Annotated in this window: 13 protein-coding genes; 4 read left to right on the plus strand and 9 right to left on the minus strand. The window is 67.7% G+C overall.

The features are described from left to right. Window positions 1-3: 3 nt before the first annotated feature. The 3 genes from QHF83_RS39385 to QHF83_RS39395 form a co-directional block, all read right to left on the minus strand. On the minus strand, window positions 4-579 hold the full coding sequence (locus QHF83_RS39385; protein WP_282423225.1) for a hypothetical protein: 576 nt from the start codon (window positions 577-579) through the stop codon (window positions 4-6). Between the two features lie 194 nt (window positions 580-773). Further along, window positions 774-1,451 carry a DUF1826 domain-containing protein gene (locus QHF83_RS39390; RefSeq protein WP_282423226.1) on the minus strand — a complete coding sequence of 226 codons (678 nt, stop codon included), beginning with the start codon at window positions 1,449-1,451 and terminating at the stop codon, window positions 774-776. A 14-nt stretch (window positions 1,452-1,465) separates the two neighbouring features. Then, a complete protein-coding gene (locus QHF83_RS39395; protein ID WP_282423227.1) occupies window positions 1,466-1,921 on the minus strand; it encodes a hypothetical protein in 456 nt (151 codons plus the stop codon). Window positions 1,922-1,972: 51 nt separating this feature from the next. Between QHF83_RS39395 and QHF83_RS39400 the strand changes: the two genes are divergently transcribed. Beyond that, a complete protein-coding gene (locus QHF83_RS39400; RefSeq protein WP_282423228.1) occupies window positions 1,973-2,419 on the plus strand; it encodes a hypothetical protein in 447 nt (148 codons plus the stop codon). Window positions 2,420-2,431: 12 nt separating this feature from the next. On the opposite strand, the gene QHF83_RS39405 is transcribed toward QHF83_RS39400, so the two are convergent. Then, window positions 2,432-2,956, minus strand: a complete 525-nt coding sequence (locus QHF83_RS39405) for a MerC family mercury resistance protein (protein WP_282423229.1) — start codon at window positions 2,954-2,956, stop codon at window positions 2,432-2,434. 293 nt (window positions 2,957-3,249) lie between these two features. Between QHF83_RS39405 and QHF83_RS39410 the strand changes: the two genes are divergently transcribed. Both QHF83_RS39410 and QHF83_RS39415 read left to right on the plus strand, forming a co-directional pair. After that, window positions 3,250-4,794 (plus strand): VWA domain-containing protein, encoded by a 1,545-nt coding sequence (locus tag QHF83_RS39410; protein ID WP_282423230.1) that lies wholly within the window; start codon window positions 3,250-3,252, stop codon window positions 4,792-4,794. A gap of 45 nt (window positions 4,795-4,839) precedes the next feature. After that, entirely contained in the window at window positions 4,840-6,900 is a 2,061-nt protein-coding gene (locus QHF83_RS39415; RefSeq protein WP_282423231.1) for a serine hydrolase domain-containing protein, read from the plus strand. On the opposite strand, the gene QHF83_RS39420 is transcribed toward QHF83_RS39415, so the two are convergent. From QHF83_RS39420 to QHF83_RS39435, 4 genes are all read right to left on the minus strand, one after another. Next, a complete protein-coding gene (locus QHF83_RS39420; protein WP_282423232.1) occupies window positions 6,887-11,848 on the minus strand; it encodes an AAA family ATPase in 4,962 nt (1,653 codons plus the stop codon). The genes QHF83_RS39415 and QHF83_RS39420 overlap by 14 nt on opposite strands. 112 nt (window positions 11,849-11,960) lie before the next feature. Then, on the minus strand, window positions 11,961-13,958 hold the full coding sequence (locus tag QHF83_RS39425) for a DUF4215 domain-containing protein (RefSeq protein WP_282423233.1): 1,998 nt from the start codon (window positions 13,956-13,958) through the stop codon (window positions 11,961-11,963). A 130-nt stretch (window positions 13,959-14,088) separates the two neighbouring features. Continuing rightward, the gene (locus QHF83_RS39430) at window positions 14,089-14,922 is read right to left on the minus strand and encodes a PAS domain S-box protein (RefSeq protein WP_282423234.1); all 834 of its coding nucleotides are present in this window, start codon (window positions 14,920-14,922) and stop codon (window positions 14,089-14,091) included. A gap of 424 nt (window positions 14,923-15,346) precedes the next feature. Then, window positions 15,347-21,307, minus strand: a complete 5,961-nt coding sequence (locus tag QHF83_RS39435) for an AAA family ATPase (protein ID WP_282423235.1) — start codon at window positions 21,305-21,307, stop codon at window positions 15,347-15,349. Between the two features lie 310 nt (window positions 21,308-21,617). Between QHF83_RS39435 and QHF83_RS39440 the strand changes: the two genes are divergently transcribed. Further along, entirely contained in the window at window positions 21,618-22,607 is a 990-nt protein-coding gene (locus QHF83_RS39440) for a response regulator (protein ID WP_282423236.1), read from the plus strand. Between the two features lie 72 nt (window positions 22,608-22,679). On the opposite strand, the gene QHF83_RS39445 is transcribed toward QHF83_RS39440, so the two are convergent. Continuing rightward, window positions 22,680-24,062 carry a hypothetical protein gene (locus QHF83_RS39445; protein ID WP_282423237.1) on the minus strand — a complete coding sequence of 461 codons (1,383 nt, stop codon included), beginning with the start codon at window positions 24,060-24,062 and terminating at the stop codon, window positions 22,680-22,682. Window positions 24,063-24,457: the final 395 nt, after the last annotated feature.

Raw genomic sequence — 24,457 nt, forward strand, 5'->3', positions numbered from 1 at the left:
CGCTCAGTGGCAATGGTCCACGTGGCAATCCATCGAGCAGCAATCCTCGGGCTTCTGGCAAGGCCCGCCCGCGGGTGAGCAGGCGCTCGGATCACGGCAGAAGCCGAGGGGCCCGAGCGCCGCGTCGAACGGCTCGCACGTCTCGCCCTGGGCGCACTCGGCGCTCGCGCAGCAGAACTTCTTGCACGTGCCGTTGCAATGCAACGTCGGCGCGCAGAAAGGGCCGCTTCCATTGTTACACGCCTCGCCCTCCTTGGCCTCGTTCGGGGGTGGGTAACAATAGAATCCGTGCTTCCCCTGCTTCTCCCCGAAGTCGCAGGCTTCGCCCGCGCCCTCGCACCCCGCGTTCGTCAACGGATTGCACGTCGCGGTGCCCGTGAAGCACGCAGGCGTGACGCCTCCGCCACCTTCGCCGCCTGCTCCGCCTGTTCCGCCTGTCCCGCCCTGGCCACCGGCGCCGCCCTGGCCGCCTGTCCCGCCCTGGCCGCCGGCGCCGCCCTGGCCATTGCTTCCACCGTCCCCGCAGCCGAAGGCACCGATCACGAGGGACGCGATCAGCATCCACCTGAGACTTCGCATGACACTCCTTTGGAAAGAAAAAGGGCGCGAACGTCACCAACGCTGGCAGAGAGGGCCGGGCGTGGAGGAGGGAGACGTCCGCGTCCGGGGCAGACCCTAGCAGGCAACGATTGCAGTTGCAACAAAGATACGGTTTGTGGACCGAGGCCTGTTCCGATCTACGAGATACAGGTCCTCGGCGGGAGCGAGCGCGGTCACGAGCCCTTGTCGTAGGTCGTCGCGACGAGCACGACGCGGGTGAGGCCGAACGCCTGGATCGGCGGTGATCGATGCACCGCCGCCCGTTCATTGCCCGGATAACGCTCCCCTTTGAGGATCACGACGTCGCCGGCGTTTGCCCGTCGAATCTTGCCGGCATCACGCACGATCCGCCGATTGGCCTCCGCGGGGGAAGGCGGCGCGAGGTCGAGCTCCTCGCGGCAGACGGCGTCCTCCGGCAACCACTCCGTCCCGGGGCCGAGGTACGTGGTGACGAGGCGGAGGCGCACGTAGTCCACGTGGAACTTGCGGCATTGATCGTTGCGTATCGCTCCGAAAAACACCTGGATGCGCGGCACGCCGGCGAGAGCCGCGAAGAGCTGGAGCAGGCGCCCGACATCCGCGCGGAGCGGGCTCGCTGCGTCGGCGGGGTCGAACAGCCGGCCCTCCTTTATCTCTGCGGCGTCGAAGATCCCCTCGAAGTCGTCCTTGCGGCTGGCCCGCGCCGCGATCTCGGGGCCGAGGTCCGGCGGGAGCAGGCGCGCCCAGATCGCGACGTTCACGGAGGGCTCGTGGATGGAGGCGAGGACGTCGGGATCGCCGCCGATGCGGAACGAGCCATCCTCGGGGGCCACGGGGCGCGAAGAGAAAGGGAGAGAAGCGTGCTGGAGCATGGGATGTCCTCCATTCACGAGCGCACCGGCAGGATCGGCGCCCAGACGAGCTTCGCGAGCATCTCGTCACTCACGAGCACCCCGCGGTCCGAAAAAACGAGCACGTTGCGCGGCTCGCCTTCGTGGTCCTCGGCGACGAAGAGGATCCCGCGCCCCTCTCCGTTGTATCCGAGCTGCACGATCGCGTTCTTCAGCCAGCGCCCGCCGCCGTCGAGCGCGAGGTCGTGTGGGAGCGTGTAGAAGCCCTCCGAAGGCAAACGTTTCAGCGACTCGGCCCAGCTCACGGAGCGGAGCACGTAGGTGGGTTTGCCCCAGAACCAGCGATTCCGGCGGTTCTGGCCGGGGCGAACCACGAAGGCGACGCCGTCCTCGACGCCGACGTACACGAGGACGCCGGCGGGGATCGCCTCCTCCTGGCCAGGGTAGGGCTTCGTGGTCCGGTAGAGGCCGGGCTCCGGCTGCTTGATCATGGTGGGCGCTTCTATATTGCAAACGCATCACAGTTGCAACTATAGTTCGACATGGACTGCAACACGCAACACGAGCACGAGGAGCTCTGCCGTCACGCGGTGCGCCACCTCCACGAGGCAGGCTTCTCCCCGATCGCCGGCGGGCCGGCAGGAGGGCTCTACATGCGGCGTATCGCCGTGGACTCGACGCTCACCCTCGCGTACGAGCCGTCCGCGGGCCTCCTCAGGCTCTCGGTGACGTTCGTCCGCGGCGCGGCGACACGAGGGATCTTCCGGGGCGGGCGCGCCGAGCTCCGGATCTTCGCCACGTCCTCGCTCCTCGGCCTGCTCTGCTGGATCACGTCGTCACACGACGATCTCTCGGCGTTCGAGGCGGACGCGTGGCTCGAGCAGATCCTCTCGCTCTGCCCGGCGACGTACGTGGTGCTCGAATCCAGGAGCGGCGAGGAGGTCCTCGCGCTCGTCATGCCCCAGGAGGCCAGCGCGATGCTGCAATGAAGAGGCGTGCGCTCAGGCGGCTTGCTTCGCCGGGCGCGCCGGGCTCGGCAAGGCTCGATGCTGCCAGATGGACGCCGCCACGAGGACCACGATCGACGCCCAGGCGAGGGCTTCGATCTCGCCGAGGAGGTGGCTCGCGACGAGGCCGATGGAACCGGCGAGCGAGAGCGCGAGCGGGCCTTTGCGGCGTGATCGCACATAACGACGGACGCTCACCACGAGCGTCACCGCGACCGCGACGACGAGCAGGACGTGGTGCTGCGCCTCGGTGACCACGAAGCCAACGCCGAGGGCGGAGAGCGCCTGCGCCCAAGCGCCGAGGCACGTGGGGCAGACGGCGCAGGCGAGGACCGGGAGCACCACGCTCAGCAAGGACGAGCGGCCGGGCGTGGCCTTCCCAGCGGGCCGAGAATGATGGCGGTGGTGCGCGCAGCAGGCCTCATGGGAGTCCTCGGCGTGCGCTCGATGCTCGAGGCGGGTGGGCTCGGCGCATCCGGTCTGCGTGGTGTCCAAGGGAAGGCTCGCACGTACGTTCATGAGGACCATCATGAACGTACATGTCTTCTGTTGCAACAGCGCTGTAGCTGCTACACCTTTCTCCACGAGCGCACAGAGATTGCAAAGACGCCGACAGCGACGAGCGCGCCCCGGATCCGCGTTCCGCCATTCGACGCACCTCTGAACATCCGCGCCCTTGCGTCACGCGCCATGAGAACCTCCATGCGTGCGCATGTTGCCATGGTTGGGCGGAACATTGGAATGCGCGCCTCCCGAGGGCGCCCATCTTGCCTCCTCCCCTCGCCCGGGCCCTGCCCGGGAAGGAGGTTTCCATGCAGATCCTCTTGTTCCTCGCGACGCTCGTCCTCTTCGCGCAGCCTGCGCTCGCCGCGCCGCGCGTCGAGGTCTCCTTTCGTTACGAGCGCGCAGACAATGCACGCACCGAATCGGGGTCCCGCTCCGTCGAAATCCCGCCGCTCGGAGGCCCCGGCCTCGTCGCGACCGATCCCGGGATCGAAAAGACGATTTTCCTGGCGCAGACCGCCCAGACCCTCGTGAATTTCCTCGGCCGGTACCAGGAAGCTTGCCCGGCCCCCGTCCGCACCTGGATCGGGCGCGTCGTCACCCCCGATTGCACCACCGCCCGCAGGGCCGTCGCTTCTGCATTACGCACCGAGATCCAGACCATGGACGCCCGCATCCTGGCGAACCCGCGGCTTCGCGGGGACCAGGACGTCGTGGAGGTCCTGGATCTCACGCGCTCTCTCGCGGCGAACATGGCGCAGGGTCGCGCGCCCGTCGGCGGTTATTCGCCGCCGTCCGTCCCGTTGCATCGGGCGATGCGTTACGCCGCGCGCGCGGGGGGCGGTGGCCTCGCCCTCGGCGGTGGCGGGGCGCAGGGGTTCGGGTATTTCCGCAAGCTCGTGCGGGATGGAAGCGTACCCAAGGCCGACGTGCTCACCGTCGAGGGATTTTTGCGCGAGTTTTCCCTGCCGCTCACCCGCGCCGAGGCCTGCCCGTCCCTCGTTTGCGTGGATCCGGCCGTGGCCGTCGATTCCGAGAATCGCAAGCTGTACGTGCAGCTCGGCATGAGCTCGGCGATGACCGCGGAGGCTTTCCGGCGCGATCCGCTGAACCTCGCGGTGGTGCTCGACGTCAGCGGCTCGATGGGCGCCACGGACGGCACCGAAAAATCGCGGCTCGAATGGGCCAAGGACGCGCTCATCCGCACGATCGAGGAGCTCGACGAGCGGGATATGCTGTCGATCGTCCTCTTCGAGACGAACAGCGAAATCCTCGTCCGTCCCGCGCCCGTGCGCGACAAGCAGGCGCTCATCGCCAAGGTGAGGGCTCTCCAGACGCGCGGCTCGACGAACCTGGAAGCCGGGCTGCGCGACGGATTCTCGCTCGTCCGTGAAAACGTGGATCGCCTTCCAGGCTACGAGCACCGTGTGATCCTCATCTCGGACGCGGGGCTCAACACGGGCGTGACGGATACGGCCTCGCTCCAGCGGCTCGTGACCGAGCAGGCGAGCCGTCGGATCGGCCTGACTGCGCTCGGGCTCGGGGAGAATTTCCACCAGTCGGTGATCCACGCGATCACGAACAGCCGGGGCGGCAATTACCTGTTCGTGCAATCGGGCAAGGACATGCTCCAATATTTCCAGGCCTTCGATTACCTCGTGACGCCCGTGGCTTACGATTTCAACGTCGGCGCGTTCGTGCAGGGCCTCGGCGTCGAGCTCGTGCGCACGTATGGCGTGACGACGGAGGCGGGCGCAGAGCCCACGCGGAACCTGATCGATTTGAAGACGTTGTTCTTCACCGAGGCCGGCGGCGCAATCTTGCTCGAATACGCGCTGCCGCAAACCCGGTGAGAACAGAACTTTCCCTGCCGAGCGCGCGCGTGTAGATTGCGCGCCATGCGTTCGCTCCTACCTGTTATCGCGCTCGTCACGCTCGCCGCCTGTTCGTCCTCACCAGAACCCACGGCCCCCACGTCGCCCGTGGAGCCGACCGGTTCGTCCGCGCCCGCCGCTTCCGTCACGCCGACGGCCGCGCCCGAGGCCCCTGCCCCGCAGGCGATCGCGGGCGAGAGGCTCGCCGCGGATACGCCGAAGACCACCGTCGCCGGAAATACGTTCATCGCGCCGAGCGGCTGGCGGATCAGCGTGAAGGGTCCGGCCACGATCCTCGAAGCCCCCGAGCCGGGCTCGCGCATCGCGCTCGTCGACGTGCAGGCGAAGGACGCGGACGATGCCGTCGCGCTCGCGTGGGCGGCCTATGGCTCCGAGAAGAAATGGCCGCTCAAGACGACGGTCGACGCCCCCGACAAGGACGGCTGGACCCGCATCAAGATCTACGATTACCAGACCTCGCCCAACGAAAAACGCGATGTCGGCGCCATGGCGCGGTTCGCGAACGATACGTGGACCGTGGTCATCTACGACATGGAGCAGGCCGTCGGCGAGAAGCGCGGCTCGCAGGTCGGGTTGATCTACGGCCGCCTCTTGCCCAAGGGGCGGGCGCGCGAGTCGTTCGCGGGGAAAACCGCGAATACGCTCGATCAGGCGCGTATCGCCGCGCTCGGCAAGTTCGTCGAGACCGCACAGCAAAAGCTCGGCGTGCCGGGCGTCTCCGTCGGCCTCATCCAGGGCGGCAAGGTGGTGTTCGCCGGCGGCTTCGGCGTGCGGGAGCTCGGCAAGAAGCAGGCCGTGGACGCGGACACGAAGTACATCATCGCGTCGAACACGAAAGCGCTGACGACGCTGATGCTCGCGAAGCTCGTCGAGGAAAAGAAGCTCACGTGGGAGACGCCGGCGACGAGCCTCTTGCCCTCGTTCAAGCTCGGAGATGCGGACACGACGAGCCGCGTGCTCGTCAAGCACCTGATCTGCGCGTGTACGGGAATGCCGCGGCAGGATCTCGAGTGGATCTTCCAGTTCCAGGGCGTGACGCCCGACGGCGCGCTCGCGACGCTCGCGACGATGCAGCCGACGAGCAAATTCGGGGAGCTGTTCCAGTATTCGAACCCGCTCGCCGCGGCGGCAGGGTTCATCGGCGGGCACGTGGCGTTCCCGAAGCTCGACGTCGGCAAGGCCTACGACGAGGCGATGCGCACGCGCGTGTTCGAGCCGCTCGGCATGAAGGGGGCCACGTTCGATTTCAAGCGCGCGCAGACCGGCAATTACGCGGTCCCGCACGCGCAGGACATCGACGGGAAATCCGCGCGCGCCATCGCGGCGGTGAACGAGGCCGTCATTCCCGTACGCCCGGCGGGCGGCGCCTGGGCCACGGTGAACGACGTGCTCAAATACGTGCAGATGGAGCTCGCCGAGGGCAAGCTGCCGGACGGGAAATCCTACCTCGAGAAGGACATCCTCCTCGCGCGGCGCGCGCCTCAGGTCGCCATCAATACGGACGCGACCTACGGCATGGGCCTCATGGTCGACAAGAAATGGGGCGTGACCGTGGTGCATCACGGCGGTGACCTCATCGGCTTCCACAGCGACATGATGTGGCTGCCCGAGCACGGCGTCGGGGCCGTGGTCCTGACGAACGGCGACCCCGGCTGGCTCATCCGCAGCATCTTCCAGCGCAAGCTGCTCGAGGTGCTGTTCGACGGGAAAGCCGAGGCGGACACCGAGATCGCGACGGTGGGCAAGATGTACTTCGATCAACTGGCCGCCGAGCGCAAGCTGCTCACGTCGCCGGCAGACGCCGCGGAGTCCAAGAAGCTCGCGGCCCATTACACGAACGCCGCGCTCGGGGACGTCAAGGTGTCGCGCGCCGGCGCCGCGACGATCTTCGATTTCGGCGAGTGGAAGAGCGAGGTCGCGACGAAAAAGAACCCGGACGGGACGATCTCGTTCGTCACCACGACGCCGGGCATGACGGGGGTCGAATTCGTGGTCGGCGGCGGGGCGAAGCGGACGCTGACGATCCGCGACGCACAGCACGAGTACGTGTTCAACGAGAAGTGACGCGCGCGAGGCGCGCCGCATGCGCGACGCCTCGCTTCAAGCTCCCGAACGTCAGAATGCCGCCGAGGTCGATCCCCAGGGCGATGAGCGTCTGGGCCACGTCTTGACGCACGCCCGTGAGCCACGCCTGCATCCCGAGCAGGCGCAGCGCGGACGCCGCGCGGATCAGCGCGGACGCGGCCTCGGCGTCGACGGTCTTCATCCCCGTGATGTCCATGATCACCACCCGGGCCCCGCTGCTCTGCGCCCCGGAGAGCACGGTATCCATCACGCGCTCGGCGCGCCGCGCGTCCATTTCGCCGATGAGCGGCATGACGAGGATGTCGTCCGTGATGGGAATGAGCGGCGTGGAGAGCTCCAGGAGGAGGTCGGCCTGCACGCGGATGATTTCCTCCTGGAGCCGGACGCGCGCCTGCTCGGCGCGCTCTCGCTCCACGAGCTCCTGCGTGAGGCGCGTGTTCACTTCGACCAAATCGTGCGTCCGCTCGGCGACCTCGGCTTCGAGCCGCTCGTTCGATTGCCGCAGCGCCTGGCTCGTGGCCTGGAGGCGTCCGACGAGGAGCGCATTCTCCAGCGCCGTCGCCGCCTGCGCGCAGAGCAATTCCAGAAACTCCACCCGCTCGAGGCCGAACGCGTCACGGACGAGTCCATTCTCCAGGTGAAGCACGCCCACGAGGCGGCGCTGGTGCACGAGCGGGAGGCATAAAATCGACAGGACCCCGCGGCCGCGCAAGGAGGCGTCCTTCGCGAAGCGCGCATCGGCCGCCACGTCGCCGAGCACCACGGCCTCGCGGGTGCGCGCCGCATACCGGATCACCGAGCTCGGCAGGTCGGCGGACGCATCCATCGGGCCTGCGTCGCATACCGTGACGATATCGGGCCCGAGGCTGATCGTCGCCTCGATCCGCAGCACACCCTCTCGATCGAGGATCAAGGCGCCCCGCGTGGCGCCCGCATTGCTCAGCACGATGCGCATGAGCTGCTCGATCACCTTGGGCAGCTCCATTTCCCCGGCGAGGGCCTGCCCGAGGCGCAAGACCGTGGCCATGTCGACCATTCCGCCTACGCCCCGGCCCGCGGAGGTGCTCGCGCTGGCCGACGCGTGCGTCGCCGGCACGCGCGCGAGGCCGTGGGCCACGATGTGCGGGTGCTCCTTCGTGAGTCGCTCGGCCTTGTGCGCCGCGCCCCAGCGGACGTAGGCGGCGTGCGCCTCGCGTAGATACACGGGCGCGAGGAGATGCCGCCCGCGCGCGAGGAGCGCCCGGCCTGCGAGCTCGTTTGCGAGCGCCTCGTACGGCGTGAAGCCGTACGTCCGGGCGGAAAGAATCGCCCGATCGTAAAGGTCGTCCGCTTCGAGATGGCGCCCCGCGACGCGCGACGCCTCCGCGCACACGAGGAGATGTTTGTGCTCGTAGTTTTCGGGGCCGAATTCGGCATAACGCGCGAGTTTGTCGCGGCTCGTGTCGATCCGCTCCTGATCCCGCCGCGCGGCCTCCGCGTCCCCGACGGGGCCACGCGCGAGCAGGGCGAGCGCCTCGTACAGGTAAAACGTCGGCTCGATGGGCAGCGTCGGCACGCCGTCGAGGACGTCGCGCGCGCGGTCGGCCGAGGCCACCGCCTGCTCGTATTGCCCGGCCGTGTAATGCAACATGAGCAAGGTGATGTGATAGAAGGCGATGCCCGTGCGGAAGCCCGCGCGCGTGAAGGTCGCGAGGACGAAGTCGCCGGAGAATCGATCGTCGTCGAGGGGCCGATCCGGCAGCCAGGGGCGCGTGAGGCTCCGGGCAAACTGCTGCGTGAGCTGAACGGCGAGCAGGATGAGCTCGTTCCGGCTCTGCTTCGCGAAGGCGGCGAAGCGCTCGGAGAACCGGACGACGTCGTCGAGCGCATCCCCCCGCTCCAGGGCGAGCCATGTCACCGCGTGTGCGATGAAGCCCGCATTGACGAACTCCCCGACGGCGAGGCAGGCGTCGAACGCGCGCTCGACGATGGGGAAACACGTGCGGTAATGCCTGACCCAGAAATGGATGTGGTTGCCGTGCACGTGCAGCACGCGGCCGCGCGACGCGGCGTCGCCGAAACGCTCGTTCAACGCCATCGCCATCTCGGAGACCGCGACGGCGGTCGGGATCTGGTCCCACGTGACGAGAAGAACGGCATAGCAGCTGTACGAGTAGCAGGACTCGGGCGAATTCCCGTGGCGCAGCGAATGGCGGACGGCCCGCATGACGCTGAGCGCGAACACCGCGGGCCTGCCGATGTACGAGCAGGACAGGAGCTCGTTCAGGATGCTCATCACCGCGATCGGCTCGGGGTCGGTCATCAAAGGCGCGTCGACGAGCGCCTCGATGGGCGTTTCGCCGAGGAGCGCCTTTACCTCCTGCATCTCGCGTATCGTCGCTGCCTGCACGGCTTCGTCGGTCTCCGGAATCTCGATGCCGAGGCGCCGTAGCGCCCGGAAGCCGACATCGACGGCCTCGGCGTACTTGCCCGCGACTTGATAGAGCCGAAGCTCCAGGGCGAACACGTTCCCGAGGTCGACCTTCGACCGGGCCCTCTCCACGAGGCGCTCGAACGAGGCCTCGGCCTGCTCGAAGCGCCCGCAGAGGTAATCGCATTCGGCGAGCTCCAGGTGCAGGGCGAAGGTGAGCGCGTAGAGGTCCTGCCAGGCCGATTCCGGGAGCAGGGTCGTGCCGACGCGGAAATGGCTTGCAGCCGCTTCGTACGCATTCGACGCCTTGGCCCTGCGGCCGACGTCGAGGTTCCGCTCGGCGAGCGCGAGCCTCTCGGCGGGGTCCCGCATCTGCGCCTCGCCGTGATTGAGGTGGAAGGCGACCTCGAAGTGGGCCCGATCCGGCGCGCCCGGATCCATTCCCGCGAGGAGGAGCCGCCCGATACGCAGGTGCGTCGCGGCCCGGTCCGCCTCGTCGATCGTCGCATAGGCGGCCTGCTGCACGCGGTTGTGCAGGAAGCGGTATCGATCGGACGCTTCCTGCACCACGAGCCCCTCGCGGATCGCGGGCAATAATGCATCGGCGGTCCGCTCGGGGGACAGCTCGTCGATGGTGGAGAGGGTTTGCAGCGTGAAGGTATGCCCGATGCACGCGGCGAGGCGGAGGACGCGCTGCGTTTCGGGCGCGAGGAGCGCGAGGTTACGGACGATCAGATCGACGACGTTGTCGGTGACCTCGCGCGCCTCGATGGCCTCGAGGTCCCAGCGCCAGGCGCTCTGCTCGGCGTCGTAGCGGATCTGCTGGCCTTCGTGCAATGCGTGCAGAAACTGGCCCACGAAAAACGGATTTCCCTGGGTCTTCGCCAGCACGGCCATGGCGAGCGGGCGCGCGCGCAGCGGGTCCACGGCGAGCGCGTCGCCGAGCAATTGCGCGAGCTCCGGGGCGCCGAGCGATCGGAGCCCGATCTCGCTCACGGCGACGCCCTCGTTCCGCAGCGCGGCGAGGGTCGCCGTCAAGGGATGCGCCGCGTCCACCTCGTTGTCGCGGTACGCGCCGAGGAGCAAGAGGCCGGGGCAATCCCGATCGGCGAGCAGGAGCTCGAGCAGCTTGAGTGAGCCGGGATCGGCCCATTGCAGATCGTCGAGGAACAGGACGAGCGGCCTCTCCGGGCTCGTGAAGACCTGCATGAAGCTCTTGAGTACGAGGCTCATGCGATTCTGCGACTCGGCCGGCCCGACGACGGGGAGCGCGGGCTGCGGGCCCAGGATGTCCGCGAACTCCGGGACGAGATCCACGATGACCCGGCCATTGCCCGAGAGCACCCGTGACAGGCGCGCCTGAAGGGTCGCGAGCTCGCCTGCGCTCTCGCCGAGGAGCTGCTGCAAGAGCTCGCGGAACGCTTGAATGACGGGGCCGTACGGGACGCTACGGCTCAGGAGATCGAATTTGCCGGAAATGAAGCGCGCGCCGTCGCGAGGGAGGCTCCGGCGGAGCTCGTGGACGAGCGCCGACTTGCCGACCCCGGAGGGGCCCGCGATCAGGACGAGCTCCGCCGGCCCGAGGCGCGCACGCTCGAATGCATCGAGCAAGGCCTTCTCCTCGACCGAGCGGCCATAAAGCCGCTCCGGCAAGTGCAGCGCCGCGGCGGTGTCGTGGCGCCCGAGCACGAAGGTCTCGACGGCGCCCGTTTCCTCGATCTGGCGGATGCACGCGGCGAGATCGAGCTCGACGCCGCGCGCGGTCTGGTATCGATCCTCCGGCGCCTTGGCGAGGAGCTTCATGACGAGCGCGGAGACCACCTCGGGGATACGCCCGTCGACCTCCCGCGGCGCGGCGGGGACGCGTGCGATATGGCTGTGCACGAGCTCGACGGGGTCGGTCGTCGTGAAAGGCAAATACGCCGTGAGCATCTGGTACAGGGTGACGCCGAAGGCATACAGATCGGCGCGGTGATCCAAAGGCCGATTCATGCGGCCCGTCTGCTCGGGCGCGAGATAGGCGAGCGTCCCCGTCATGGCCTCCGCGCCGCGCCCGGTCGCCTCCGACAGACGCATGGCCAGGCCGAAATCGAGGAGGTAGACGCTCCCCGTCTCCGGGTGATAAAGAAGATTCTGGGGTTTGACGTCGCGGTGGACGATCCCGCGCTGGTGGACGCTGGCGAGAATGCCCGCGATGCCGCGGCCGATCTTCAGCGCCGTCGCCACGTCGAGGCGCCGCGCGCGGAGCATTGCGGCGAGCGTCTCGCCCGGGAGCGCCTCCAGCACGAGCGCGACGCCTCGCTCGGACGGCTCGAGCGAAAGGGCTTTGACCACGCCGGGCGCGTCGATGCTCTTCAGGATCGAATACTCGTGCCGGAGCCGCTCGATGTCCCGCGGGGTCACCTCGCCGCGTGGGAGCTTGATGACAACCGGGGTCGGGTCGTAATCCCGCTGCCCACGATGGATGACGGTGCACGAGCCTTCGTGAATCGCGGCTCCGACGGGGCGATAGGCCATAACGTGCCAGCAAAACACGGGCGCCCGGCTGACGCCAAGCACAATCGTGCTCTGCCTCTCGTGGCTTCACGCACGAACACGCATGACCATCGCCCCGGAGAGGGCTGCCTGGCTACTTGAGGATGACGCGGCCCATTGCGAACCGGAAGAAGCTCGAATAGGCGGCCGCGTCGATGCAGGTGGAGAGGTTCACCGCGGCGTTGTTCTTGTCGGTGCAGCCCGTCACGACCTTCTGCGCATTGACGGTGAGCTTGTAGGGCGCGCCGGCTCCGCCGACGGGCGCGGCCGGATCGGCCTGATCGGGCTGCGTCGGGTAGAGGGCCGGAACGACGAACCCCACGTTGATCGAGCAGCCGGAGACGAGCAGGTCGAGGAAAGTATTCGCGGCGCTGTAGCCCTGCGTGCACGCGAGCGAGCCGCCGGGCAAGAGCTCGGGCGGAATGGGGGTCTGCGCGAGCGACCGCGCGCTGATGTCGCCGCAGAGCAGGCCGGAGAACGTCGTGTCTTTCTGCCCCAGGCTCGCGAAGCTCTGCAAAGAGGGGTCCAGGTGCTCGGAGGCGAGGTGGCCGGGGGGCGTCCCATTCGAAAGCAGCGGCGTCGAGCCCGCGTTGACGGAGACGCGGAGCTTCGCGCTCGACATCCGGAGGGGCGTCGCTGCGCTCGGGAAGAAATTGATGGCAATACTCATCGAGCCGGGGCCTGCATTCAAAACGCCGCCGGTGATGTTGCCCGTGAGCTTGTCCAGCGGGTTCCGGGCCGCGTCGAGCGTGGCCGTGTTCGTGTTGTACCACCAATCGAGGTCGTTCGCTCCGCTGTAGCCAGCGCCCGCCACGGGCGTCGCGCGCACGACACCGAGCTCGACCGACGGATCGTCGACGCCGACGAGGCTCGCGAGGCCGAACATCTTGACGAGGAAGCCCGTCGTCCCGGCATTGACGCCCTGATCCATGTAGTTCTGGACCTGGGAGCCGGCCACGCCCGAGTCAATCGCCGTGCCGAACCGATTCGCCGAGCAGAATGCGTCGGTGGCGAACTGCATCCTCAGATAGTTCGACCGCAGGTCTTGCTCGAACTTGCAGACCCCATCGCACCCATCGAGGTTCACCTGGTTCCCGTCGTCGCAATCCTCGCCGGCCTCGCGAATGCCGTTGCCGCACATGGACGTGGGCGCGGTCTTGCACATCGCGTCGCAAAGGACGGTCCCCGGCGGCTCGCATTGCTCGCCCTTCATGGGGTCGACGCAGCCGTCGCCGCACACGGACGCCTTGCACACGCCGGAGGCGCAGACGCCCGCGGCGCACGCGGAGCAGTCGAGGAGCTGCACGCCCGGCATGCACTTTTGCCCGACATTCGCGCCGTTCATCACCGTCGTGCAGGTCTCGACGCCGTTGCAGGTCTCGGCGTCGGGGCACGAGTCCGGCCCCTTGGTGCACGAGAACGTGCAGTTCGCCTCGCACCCCGCATTGGGGCCGTTCGCCGCGCCGAAATCGCATTGCTCGTTGCCCTGGACGACGCCGTCACCGCAGACGGGGGCCGTGCAGACGCCGGCCTTGCATGTCGCATTCGGACCACACGTGGTGCCGTCCTGCGCGGGGTCGGCGAGGGCGACGCAGGTATGGTTCGCGAGACAAGCGTTCTGCTGGCAAGGCGGCGCCGCGGGGCAATCGGCCGCGGGGTCGACACACGAGTACGTGCAATCCTGATCGCAACCGTCGCCGTCGACGAGGTTGCCGTCGTCGCATTGCTCCGGGGGTTTTACGACGCCATCGATGACACAAGCAGGAGGAGCGCCGCCCCCGCCGCCGTTTCCAGCCGCGCCGCCCTCGCCGCCCATGCCCCCTGCCCCGCCCGCGCCGCCGCCGCCGCCGCCGATTCCGCCTTCGCCGCCGGCTCCGCCCATTCCTCCGCTGCCCCCCATACCGCCGACGCCGCCGGTGCCGCCGGTGCCGCCGGTGCCGCCGGTGCCGCCGACGCCACCGGCGCCGCCCATGCCGCCGCTGCCGGAGCCGGAACTGGAGCTCGTGCTCGCGCTCGTGGTGTCGCTGGAGCCGTCGCTGCAAGCGACGAGGAGGAGACTGCCGAGGGAAATACCGACAAAGAGACGCTTCATAGGAGCGGCATCCTACGCGGATCTTTCACTCCGAGGCGGGAAAAAATCGCCTGCCGTTGCCCGCCCCCCACCCCGGCCCGTGGAGGCGTACCTCGAGTGAGCGCGTCGACGCGCGACGGGGTTGAAAGAGCTAGCTGCTGTCGCGCGTGAGCTTGGCGGCACGCGCGACGGCCGTTTGCAGGTTCGAACAGGTGACGATGCCGGACAGGTCGGCGCCGACGGCGATCAGCGTGCGCGCCACTTCGGGCCCGATTCCGCTCAGGACCATATGCGTGCCGAGCAGCCGCACGGCGCGCGCAACGCGCAAGAGGGCGCTCGCGACCTGCTCGTTCACCGCGACCACGCCGGTGACGTCGACGATCGCGACGCGCGCGCCGGTCTTGCTCACGCCTGCGAGCAGGGTCGTGAGCACCTGCTCCGCGCGCTCGGAGTCGATCGCGCCGATGAGCGGCATGACCATGACATCGTCGCGGATGGGAATGAGGGGCGTGGAGAGCTCGGCCAGCCTCGCGCGTAGTGCCTCCTCGGCGCGCAGCTTCTCGGTGACGTCGAGGATCTGCGAGATGAAATGGAGCGGCTCGCCGCGCCCATCGCGCACCATGGAGACGTGCAGCTCGGCGTGGATGACGGCGCCGTCCCTGCGGAAGTATCGTTTGCGCAGCTCGTAGCGCGCGAGCTCGCCCCGGAGCACGCGGCCGACGAGGTCGAGGTCACTCTGCAGGTCCTGCGGATGCGTGATGTCCTGGAAGCGCACCTTTACGAGCTCCACGGGCGTGTAGCCGAGCAGCTCGCCGAGCGCGTGATTGACGCGGATGAATGTGCCATCGAGCCCGACGAGGGCCATCCCGATGGGGGCACCGTCGACCGTCAACCGGAAGCGCTCCGCCTCGAGGCGCTGCCCATGCTCGGCAGCCTCGAGCTTGCTCTCCAGCTCGGCGATGCGCCGCTCCAGTTCGGTGCGCATGGGTTCGTGAAAACGATGGTTCTCGGCGTCCGCGACCGCGATCGCATGGATATACATGCACGTGCCCCCCTACGGTCGCAGCATAGATCGGACGTCAGGCGATGCACAAGGCCTCGATGCTCGAATGGCGTACGCGGGGAGCTTGCGGGGCGCCCATCCGGAATCCGGTGGTCGCCGGGGAAGAGACGGTCCTTTACCCCCTGGAATCTTGCATACCCCCTTTTCTTGCTCCTGCCTTTCGTTCCGTCTCGGTCGTGCGGCCTCGGGATGGAAGAACTGCGCATCGCGCAGTTCTTCCATCCTGGGTCCAGCGCTTGCGCTGGTCCGGGTCCAGGGGCGGATAGCCCCGGTGGGGCCTGGGGCAACGCCCCAGCGCAGCGGCTCCCAGACGAGACCAATGCTCCGGCAACCTGCTGAAAGAACGCTAGGCGCTTACTTCCGGCAGGGCCATACCTGCGGCATATCCATCGACGAACTCTTGCAGCTTCCGCATCTGGTACGTCCGCGCAAGCCCCCTGAGCTGCTCGAGCCACGGCCCGAGTCGCGGGTCGTTCTGCTCCATCCGCGCTGCTTCTGCCATGACGATCCGGACGCGCCCCGACGCCACCAGCCGCGATAGAAGGGCAATCTCCTCGGCGGAGGGCGGGACCATCGGACCACTCGCTCGCGCCCCTGTGACTGGGGCCTTCTTCTCGGCATGAATCCATTCCACGCCGAGGAAACGCTGGATCTTTTCGAAGAGCGCGCTCGCTTGCACGGGCTTGTGCAAGGAATCGTTCCAACCGGCGTGGACGCCCTCTTGCCGTTCGACTTCGGATACCTTCGCCGACGAGACCAGGATCACGACTTCGCCGAGTTCGGGCATCTGCCGCAGACGGCGCGTCGCTTCATAGCCGTCCATGCCCGGCATGGCCAGGTCCATCAAGACGAGCCCCGGCCTCCGCTCCAGGGCCAGCCGGAGCGCCGTCTCACCGTCCTCGGCTTCGACGACGTCGAAGCCAATCGGGATGAGCAGATCACTCACCAGGGAACGATTTTGCGCGTTGTCGTCCACGACGAGGATCGTGCGGCGCTCTCCTCGATACCCGGTGATGGTATCCCACCCGAGGGCCATATCGGCGCTGGCGGACGTGGGCGCCCCGCCGAGCGCGAGCGTCACCGTGAAGGCGCTGCCTCGACCGAGCTCACTCTCGACCTCGATCGTGCCCCCCATTTGATCGACGATCTTCTTCGTGATGGCGAGGCCGAGCCCCGTGCCGGCGCCCTTCGCTTTGTGATCGCCGAACTGCTCGAAAGGATCGAAGATACGCGAGAGGTGCTCCGAGGCAATCCCGGGGCCCGTATCCTCGACCCGGAACCGCAACGTGACTCCCTCATCGGGGCCGCGCGAAAGCTCGTCGATGGCGAGGTTCACGCTTCCTCGTTCGGTGAACTTGATGGCGTTGCTCACGAGGTTCAAGAGCACCTGCGTCAGGCGTTTCTCGTCGCCATGGACCGTGGACATCGTGCCCGCGCGGATCGATTGGGTGAACGCGATGCCCTTCTGGTCTGCGCGCACGCGACATAGATCCACCACCGTGCGCACCGACGTGCCGAGCTCGAAGCTCTTCGAGACGAGCTCCATCTTGCCGGCCTCGATCTTCGCGAGGTCCAGCAGGTCTTCCAGCAAGGAAAGCAGGTGCTCGCCCGATTTCTGGATGGTTTGCACACCATCACGGCTCTTCGACGAGAGCTCGGGCGCGCGCGCGAGGACCTGGGCATAACCGAGGATCCCGTTCAGCGGCGTGCGCAGTTCGTGGCTCATGCTCGAGAGGAAATCGCTCTTCGCCCGGTTCGCCCGATCGGCCGCCTCCTTGGCGATCCGAAGCTCGGCCGTGCGCTCCTTGATCTTGGCCTCCAGATCCCGGTACAGCATGGCATTTTCGACGGCAATGGCCGCCTGCGAGGCCAGCACCGACAAGAACTCCACGCGCGCGGGAGGGAACGCCGACGCCACGTCGCGGTGTTCGAGGTAAAGCACGCCCACGAGGTTGCCTCGGTGTGTCAAAGGCAGCGCCAACAGCGCGAGCACCGCGCGCGACGCCAGATAGGGGTCACCGGCGAAGCGCGCCTCGGTCCTGGCATCGGCCGCCACCACGGGCTCGCCCGTGCGGGCCGCATATTGCACCACGGTCGCCGGTAAGTCTTGGCTTTGCCCGAGCGGCTCCGACAGACCCGTCTCGATGCGAGCCCCCTCCACCGACAGCCGCGCCACGACGGAGAGCGCTTCCCCTTGGCTGAGCACGAGGGCGCCGCGCTGCGCACCCGCATTCTCCAGCAAAAGCCCCATCAGCCGGCCCACCACGCGATCCGGGTCGAGCTCGCTCGAAAGCGCTTGCGCCGCACGCACCGCGGTGTTCACGTCGAAATTCGCGCCCGCGGAGGCGCCCGTGGTCGTCGTGCTCGCCGTCGTCATGGCCGCGCGCTCGACAGCCGACGCGTGCACGGGCGCCTTGAGCAAGGCGGGGTATTTCGCGCCCAGATGGGCGACCACGTTGACCGCGCCCCAGCGCGCATAGGCGTCGCGAGCTTCGCGCATGTACAGGGCGCCGATGTGGCTCTTGCCCGTTTGCAATCGGAACTCGGCGGCAAGCTGGGTCGAAAGCGCCTCGATGTGCAGGAAGCGGTGCTCGCGCGAGAGCTCGATGGCCTCGTCGTATTTGGCCGCTGCCTCCTCGGTCTTGCCGAGGACGCGCGCGTATTCGGCCTCGGCGAGGCGCAGCTTGTGAAGGAAGTTCGACGCGCAACCTTCTGCGAAGTAACGCAGCCGCTCGAGGCCGTGCTCGATGTGTGCCCGGAGCCGCGCCTGCTCCTCGGTGCCGGCGGCGTCATGCCACAACTTCGCCGCCGAAAGCGCGAGGAAGAGCGGGATGTCCGTCACCGGCGGCATGCCGAGGATGTCGGCTCGAAATTGGTCTGCCTCCCGCGCCCGCGAGAGCGCGCGATCCCACCTGCCGGTGACGCAGAACAGATAGGCTTCCAAGGTACGCGCGAGCCCTCCCGTGAACCCGTCCCCGTCGCCGAGGAGGGAGCGCGAACCTCGCGACAAGGGCTCGTCATTCAGGAGTTTCGGGGCGCCGTCAGGCGTCATCAGCACCTCGCAATAGGACGCGACCGCCTCGTAGTGGTGCCTTCCCACGGCGTCTCCCGAGCGCTGCACGAGATCCCAGCGAGCCTTGACCTGCGCCTGGACCTCTCCGAGCGGCAGGCCACGCCAGACGCGGTGATAGAACAGCTCGGCCAGGAGGCCCCAGCTCGTGCCCTGGAACGAGCCGATCTTCAAGCCGGTCGCGATGGCCTGTTCGTAGAGGGCAGCCGTCTCGTCGACGGGCCTGGAATAGACCATGTAGATACCATGGAGCACCAGGCATTCGGGGAGCATCGCGGACCCCACTCGTTCCGCGGCACGTACCCCGGGCTCGACCCAGCGCAAGACGCGTCGATACATGCCCGTGGCCACCGACCACACATTGGCGAAGCTGCAGAGCATGAGGGTGGCCGCCGGCGTGAGGGCCTCCCGTCGCACCGCCTCGGAGACCAGGCGAACGATGATGAGCGTGTAAAGCATCGGCCGGCCGCCGTAGATCGAACAGAGCTGCGCCTGCGTCATCAGGGCATCGATGAGCCGGTGCTCCAGGGACCGCTCGGGCGGCATTCGATCGAACGCGCCGAGGTCCTGCTCGAGCCATCGATCCAGCGCGGCGGACTCCTCGAGGAGCGCCGGCTGACACGCCTCGTCCGTCGCGGGAAAGGTAAAACCTCGCTCCGCGAGCGCCGCAATGCCAAGCTCGATTCCCCGCGCATACTGGCCCGTCGCCAGGCAGCAGCGGACCCGGATCTCCTGCGCCGATAGCCAAGGCACCGCCGGAAGTGGCCTCGCGAGCAAGTCGAGGGCGCGTGCCTCGACGTCGTCGAAGTCTCGCAACAGATAAGCCGCCTCCAGGCGCTCCAGCGCAATCTCCACCGACAGCGCTCGCTCTTCCTCGACGGCTCGCTTGCCGAGGAGCGCCTGCGCGCTCTCCAGCAGGCTTGCCATCAATCGGTAGGAGCTCGCCGCCTTCGCGACACGAGCGGCCTCCAGGTTCACCCGCGCGACGTCATTGCGCTCCGCCACGGACGTGATCCGCGCTGCGCCCTGATTCATGTGCCGCACGAGCTCCAGGAGTTGCGGCGCCGTGCCCCCTTCGGCTCGATACCGCGCCCAGAGCCGCCGGCCAATCTCGAGATGCGCGAGGACGCGCTGCTCCGGCGAGATCCGCTCGTAGCTCGCCTGCTGCACGCGGTCGTGCAAGAACCGGTACGAAGCGTCCAGCGCTCCCTCGCCGACCGCTCCGAGCGCCTGCGCGGGACGATACGCCCCATCCACCGGCACGACCAGCTCCTCCTGCAGCGCTGGCCATAACGCCCCCGTCACCCGGGCGCGCTCCCATCCGCTCAATCGCTCGAGATCCTGGAGATGGAACGTATGCCCTGCGCACGCCGCGAGCCCCAGGAGCTGCTGCGTGGCATCCGGCATTTCTTGCACCTTGTCCGTCAGGAGCGCCACCACGTTATCGGTGACCTGCGCTCGCTCCAGATCCGCTTGATTCCAGCGCCATTCCCCGCTCTCCGGGTCCCTCACCACGTGCTTCTGCCGGTGCAGGGAGAGCAAGAGCTGCTCCAGAAAGAACGGGTTTCCGCGTGTCTTTTGCCATTGCACGCGCGCCAGCGGCTCCACGCGGCCGGGCTCGCTCTCGAGCGTGCGTGCAAGCCACTTTTGCACCTGCTCCTCGGACAGGGGGCCTACCGCCAGCCTCGACACCTTGGCTTCGCTCGCCTCCGTGGCCTCCACGAGCTTCCACAGCGGATGCTCGGGCGGGGTCTCGTTGTCACGGTAGGCTGCGATCACCAGCAGCGACTTTCGCTCCACGTCCGTCAAGAGCGTCTGCAGGATGATCAGCGTGGCGCTGTCTGCCCATTGCATGTCGTCCAGGAACATGACGAGCGGCGGGTTCGGTGTCGTGACGGCTCGAACGAAGTTCAGCCACGTCAGCTTCTGCCGATTGAGCACCTGATCGCCCTCCACGGGCGGCACCGGCGGCAGCTTGCCCATGACGAGGTCGAGCTCCGGCACCACGTCCGCGATCAGCCGTGCGTTGTCCCCGACCTCGTCGCGGATCCGATCTCGCCAGGTCTCGAGGACCGTCTTCGGGCTCGAGAGCCATTGACGCATGAGCCCCCCGAATGCCTGGGCGATCGCTGCGTACGGCGTCGACCGCGCGAGCTGATCGTGTTTGCCTGCAATCAAGAGGCCGCGACCGGCCTTCGCGATGTCGTGGTAGACCGTGCGCACGAGCGCCGTTTTGCCGATGCCCGAGGGCCCGCCGACGAGCAAGAGCTCCGCCGCGCCCCGCGCTGCGCGGGCAAACGACTCACCTACCCGCTCGACGTCCTGCTCTCGCCCCACGAGCACCTGCGGTAGCCGCAGCTTCCGCGAGAAGTCTTTCTTTCCGAGCGCGAAGGGCTCCACCGTGCCGCGCTCCTCGAGCGCGCGCAGCGCCTCCTCCAGATCCTCCGCCACGCCTCTGGCCGTCTGGTACCGCCGGTCGGGATCCTTCGCCAAGAGCTTTGATACGATCGCCGACACCGCGCTCGGCACCTCCGGCGCGACCGTATCGAGCGGAGGCGGGGTCCTGGCCAGGTGCGCGTGTACCAGCGAGAGCGGATCGCGGTCCGTGAAGGGCCGCTGGCCCGACAGCACCTCGAAGAGCGTCACGCCCAGCGAATAGAGATCCGTGCGCGTATCGAGCGCGCGCGCCGTGCGCCCCGTTTGCTCCGGCGAGATATACGCCAGGGTCCCGTCCAGCGCTTCGGGAATGCTCGCCTCGGTCGCCTCCTGAGACAGCATCGAGGCGATTCCGAAATCGAGCAGGGTGACCTGTTCGTACGCGTCATCCAGGAGCACGTTCTGCGGTTTGACGTCCTTGTGCATCACGCCGGCGGCATGCACGCCCTCGAGCACCCGAGCGAGGCGCCTTCCGAACCGCAGCCCGGCCGAAAGCGGCAAACGACCCTCCTTGGCGAGCACCTGATCGACCGAGCGAAATCCAGGGTCCTCGAGCACCAGCGCCACCGTGCCGTCCCGCTGCTCGAATGCCTGCACGCGCGCCACGCCGGGCACGGCCGCGAGCTGCTGCAGCACTTGATGCTCGTGGACCAGTCGCCCCATCACGCGCGGGCTCGGCACATCGGCCAGGGGGACCTTGATCGCCACCCTCGCGCCCGAGGCAAGATGCACCGCGCGGTAGACGCGTGTCTCGCTTCCCTCGTAAGCGACGTCTCCCAATCCATAGCCCGTCAGATCCATCCTCGACCCCTCCCGTGCGTCTCGTTCAGATGCACGCTCCCGATCTGCACCAGACTAACCTCGGCGAGGCGATGTACGTCAATGCAATTCTGAACGATGCGAGGATTGGTCGTGTCACGCCAAACCGTGCACACACACTGTCGTTGCCCACCGAGCCTGGAACGTGTGTGAACAAAATCACGCCTGCACCACGGAATCGCGTATTTGCAGACCCGTCGACCTCGCGTTCCCTGGAGCGGCGCCAAATGCTTGGCGCTTTACTGTCGTGGCGCTTCTTGATAGGGTCCGCGCTAAACTCTTCGGGGGCTGGATGGACGCTCTGACGCAATACAATGGTCTCGTGGTCGCGGTCGATGACAACCCCATCAACCTCGATACGCTTCTCGAAGCATTGTCGGTCGAGCGTCTGGACCTCGCCGTCGCCACGGATGGCAGCATGGCGATGCGCCTGATCGAGCGCGAACAGCCTGATCTCGTGCTCCTCGACGTCATGTTGCCGGACATCGACGGCTTCGAGGTGTGCAGGCGGCTGAAGGCCAACCCGCAAACCGCCGATACCCAGGTCGTCTTCATGACCTCCTTGAGCAGTCGGGAGCACAGGCTGCAAGGGCTACATGCGGGCGCCGTGGATTACATAAGCAAGCCCTTCGATTCCGAAGAGCTCCTCGCGCGCATCCGCCCGCACATCGCCGTCCGGCGCATGACACGGGCGCTGCAGGAAAAGAATACGAGCCTGGAAGCGGAAGTTCGGCAGCGCGCCGCCGCCGAGGCCGCGCGCGAGGCGCTCCTCGTCGAGCTCATGACCCGTACCGAGGAGCTGCGCGAGGCCAAGGAGCGGCTCGAGCTCGAGCTCGTCGAGAAAGGGCGCGCGAATGCGGAGAAGACCGCGCTCCACGAGCAGATCATCGCCGCGCAGCAGACCCGTCTCCTCGAGCTCTCCACGCCCCTCATTCCGATCACGGATCGCATCCTGGTCATGCCGCTCATCGGAACGATGGACGCCGACCGGGCCCAGCAGGCCATCGAGGCGATGCTCGAGGGCGCCAGCAGCCGATCCGCCGAATTCGTCATTCTCGACATCACGGGCCTCAAGCGCGTGGACGAGAACGTCGCCAGCATGCTCCTCGCTGCTGCCAGCGGCCTCAGGCTCCTCGGAACGCGCACGGTGATCACCGGGATACGTTCGGAGGTGGCCCGGACGCTCGTCCACATCAACGCATCCCTGCAAGGGATCGTCACGAAGGCGACGCTCCAGGACGGCATTGCGGTCGCAATGCAGGCCGCCCGCCGTCGAGGATAGCCGTCGGAATCGCCGTTCAGCGAAAGGAACGACCGGAGAGCTTCGGCCCCGCTCGCAAAGGCCGGCGTCCCGTCAGAGCTTGATGGCCCAGAGCTTTTCGCTGGCTTTCGGCAGGAACAGCACGACGCCCCATTCCGCGATGTAGGTCAGCTCGTACGTCAGCGCGGGCGAGGGCATCCCCGAGGGCGGGCGAACCTCTCGCGTGGACGCCAGCACATACGGCTCCGCCTCGGTGCCGGCGCCGCTCTTGGGCTCGAGATCGACGCGGAAGAACGCATCGAGATCCGCTTCGACGCTGTAGTTCCAGAAATTGAGCTTCGCCCCATCGTAGAAGACCGGAATGCCCTCCTGCTTCGGGGAGTATTCCGGCCAGCTCGGCAGATCGCCGGTGAGCGTCAGGTGCTCGACCGCGCGCGTCGCCTTGTCGATGCGCCAGCCACGCGTGGCGGTCGAGGTGCCGTTGGATTTCGTCGGCGTGAAGACGTAGACGTACGGCCCGCCGATCACGATAGACGAGTCGCCGAGCACCTCCCACTTGGCGCTCACCACGTTCTCGATCGTGCGCGTGGCGGGATCCATTTCGAGCACGCAGTTGCGCCAGTTCAATCCGGCGTCGCCGGGGACGAGCGTCGTCCACGCCTTGCCGGTCGCCGGATCGTTGGCCGTCCGCGTGCCCGCCTGGAGCACGACCTCGTGGTAGTTGGGGTTGAATTTGACGAGCTGCGGCCCGTACGCGTCCTTCTCGAGAGAGGTCCACTTTCCGCTCACCACGTCGGCGACGCGCACGGGGCCATAGTGCAGGATCATCTTGCCGTCGACGAAGCTCATCGCGGAGTAGGTGTGGCTCGACGCGGGCGCGGCGAACGGCGCCGCATAGGGCAGATCGGCGGGATCCGTCAGCGTCTCCGCCGTCTGGAAGAACCCGTTCGTCGCGCCGGAGGGATAGACGATCGGCGAGTTCGGCGCGGTGTAGGCGGGTGGATACGCGGAGGGCGGCGTCGGCGGCACGACGATGCTGTATTTCAGCGTCGACGCGTCGAGCTTGAAGACGGCGTTGACGCTGCCGTCGTTATGGCCCCCGCCGAAGAGGTAAAACGCCTTGCCCGCGTGATCGAACACCGGGTTGCAATACGCGTCGCGCACGGCGCCGATCGGCGCCGAGCCGACGTAGCCGCTCGAGGGCACGAGGTTCGCGGCGGCCCACTCCGCGAAAGGCTCGGAGCCCGAGAGCTCGGTCCAGCTGCCGCCCGCGGGCAGCTCCGTGGCCCAGTCGGGCGCGGGGCCGCCGCCGCCCGACGCGGTGGACGAGGACGAGCTGGAGGCGCCGCCGCCCCCCATCGCCGAGGACGACGTCGCGCCGCCGCCCCCGCCCGTGTCGCCGTTCGTCCCCCCTCCGCCGCACGCGGCGAGCAGCGCGGCGGCACACACCATCCCAACTCCGATCGAGCGGTTCATCGACTCTCACTCTCCAGGCGTGGGAAATATCGAGCCTCAGGTCGTATTGCAAGGGAGATTACGATGAGCGCACACCCACCCAGCGGATTGGTCTCATCGCAAGCCGCCGCGCCGGGGCGCTGCCCCGGACCCCGCGGGGGCTGTTCGCCCCTCGACCCGAACCAGGGCAAGCCCTGGACTCGTGATGGAGAACTGCGCTCCGCGCAGTTCTTCCAACGGGCCGGTGAGACGACGTTGCCCGTTGAAATGGCAGCGCCGCTGTCTCGGTTGGCAGGGGTCGTCGCCGGTCTTGCCTCGGCCTGTTCGATGAACTGCGCATCGCGCAGTTCATCGACCCCGGGTCCAGCGCTTGCGCTGGTCCGGGTCCAGGGGCGGACAGCCCCTGGTGGGGCCTG

It is taken from the genome of Polyangium sp. 15x6, from assembly GCF_029960785.1.
Classification (GTDB): domain Bacteria; phylum Myxococcota_A; class Polyangia; order Polyangiales; family Polyangiaceae; genus Polyangium.

What these genes read in the sequence shown, in the direction of transcription:
- QHF83_RS39385 (WP_282423225.1), bottom strand. Translation starts at nt 579, where the DNA reads ATGCGAAGTCTCAGGTGGATGCTGATCGCGTCCCTCGTGATCGGTGCC.
- QHF83_RS39390 (WP_282423226.1), bottom strand. Translation starts at nt 1,451, where the DNA reads ATGCTCCAGCACGCTTCTCTCCCTTTCTCTTCGCGCCCCGTGGCCCCC.
- QHF83_RS39395 (WP_282423227.1), bottom strand. Translation starts at nt 1,921, where the DNA reads ATGATCAAGCAGCCGGAGCCCGGCCTCTACCGGACCACGAAGCCCTAC.
- QHF83_RS39400 (WP_282423228.1), top strand. Translation starts at nt 1,973, where the DNA reads ATGGACTGCAACACGCAACACGAGCACGAGGAGCTCTGCCGTCACGCG.
- QHF83_RS39405 (WP_282423229.1), bottom strand. Translation starts at nt 2,956, where the DNA reads ATGAACGTACGTGCGAGCCTTCCCTTGGACACCACGCAGACCGGATGC.
- QHF83_RS39410 (WP_282423230.1), top strand. Translation starts at nt 3,250, where the DNA reads ATGCAGATCCTCTTGTTCCTCGCGACGCTCGTCCTCTTCGCGCAGCCT.
- QHF83_RS39415 (WP_282423231.1), top strand. Translation starts at nt 4,840, where the DNA reads ATGCGTTCGCTCCTACCTGTTATCGCGCTCGTCACGCTCGCCGCCTGT.
- QHF83_RS39420 (WP_282423232.1), bottom strand. Translation starts at nt 11,848, where the DNA reads ATGGCCTATCGCCCCGTCGGAGCCGCGATTCACGAAGGCTCGTGCACC.
- QHF83_RS39425 (WP_282423233.1), bottom strand. Translation starts at nt 13,958, where the DNA reads ATGAAGCGTCTCTTTGTCGGTATTTCCCTCGGCAGTCTCCTCCTCGTC.
- QHF83_RS39430 (WP_282423234.1), bottom strand. Translation starts at nt 14,922, where the DNA reads ATGCGCACCGAACTGGAGCGGCGCATCGCCGAGCTGGAGAGCAAGCTC.
- QHF83_RS39435 (WP_282423235.1), bottom strand. Translation starts at nt 21,307, where the DNA reads ATGGATCTGACGGGCTATGGATTGGGAGACGTCGCTTACGAGGGAAGC.
- QHF83_RS39440 (WP_282423236.1), top strand. Translation starts at nt 21,618, where the DNA reads ATGGACGCTCTGACGCAATACAATGGTCTCGTGGTCGCGGTCGATGAC.
- QHF83_RS39445 (WP_282423237.1), bottom strand. Translation starts at nt 24,062, where the DNA reads ATGAACCGCTCGATCGGAGTTGGGATGGTGTGTGCCGCCGCGCTGCTC.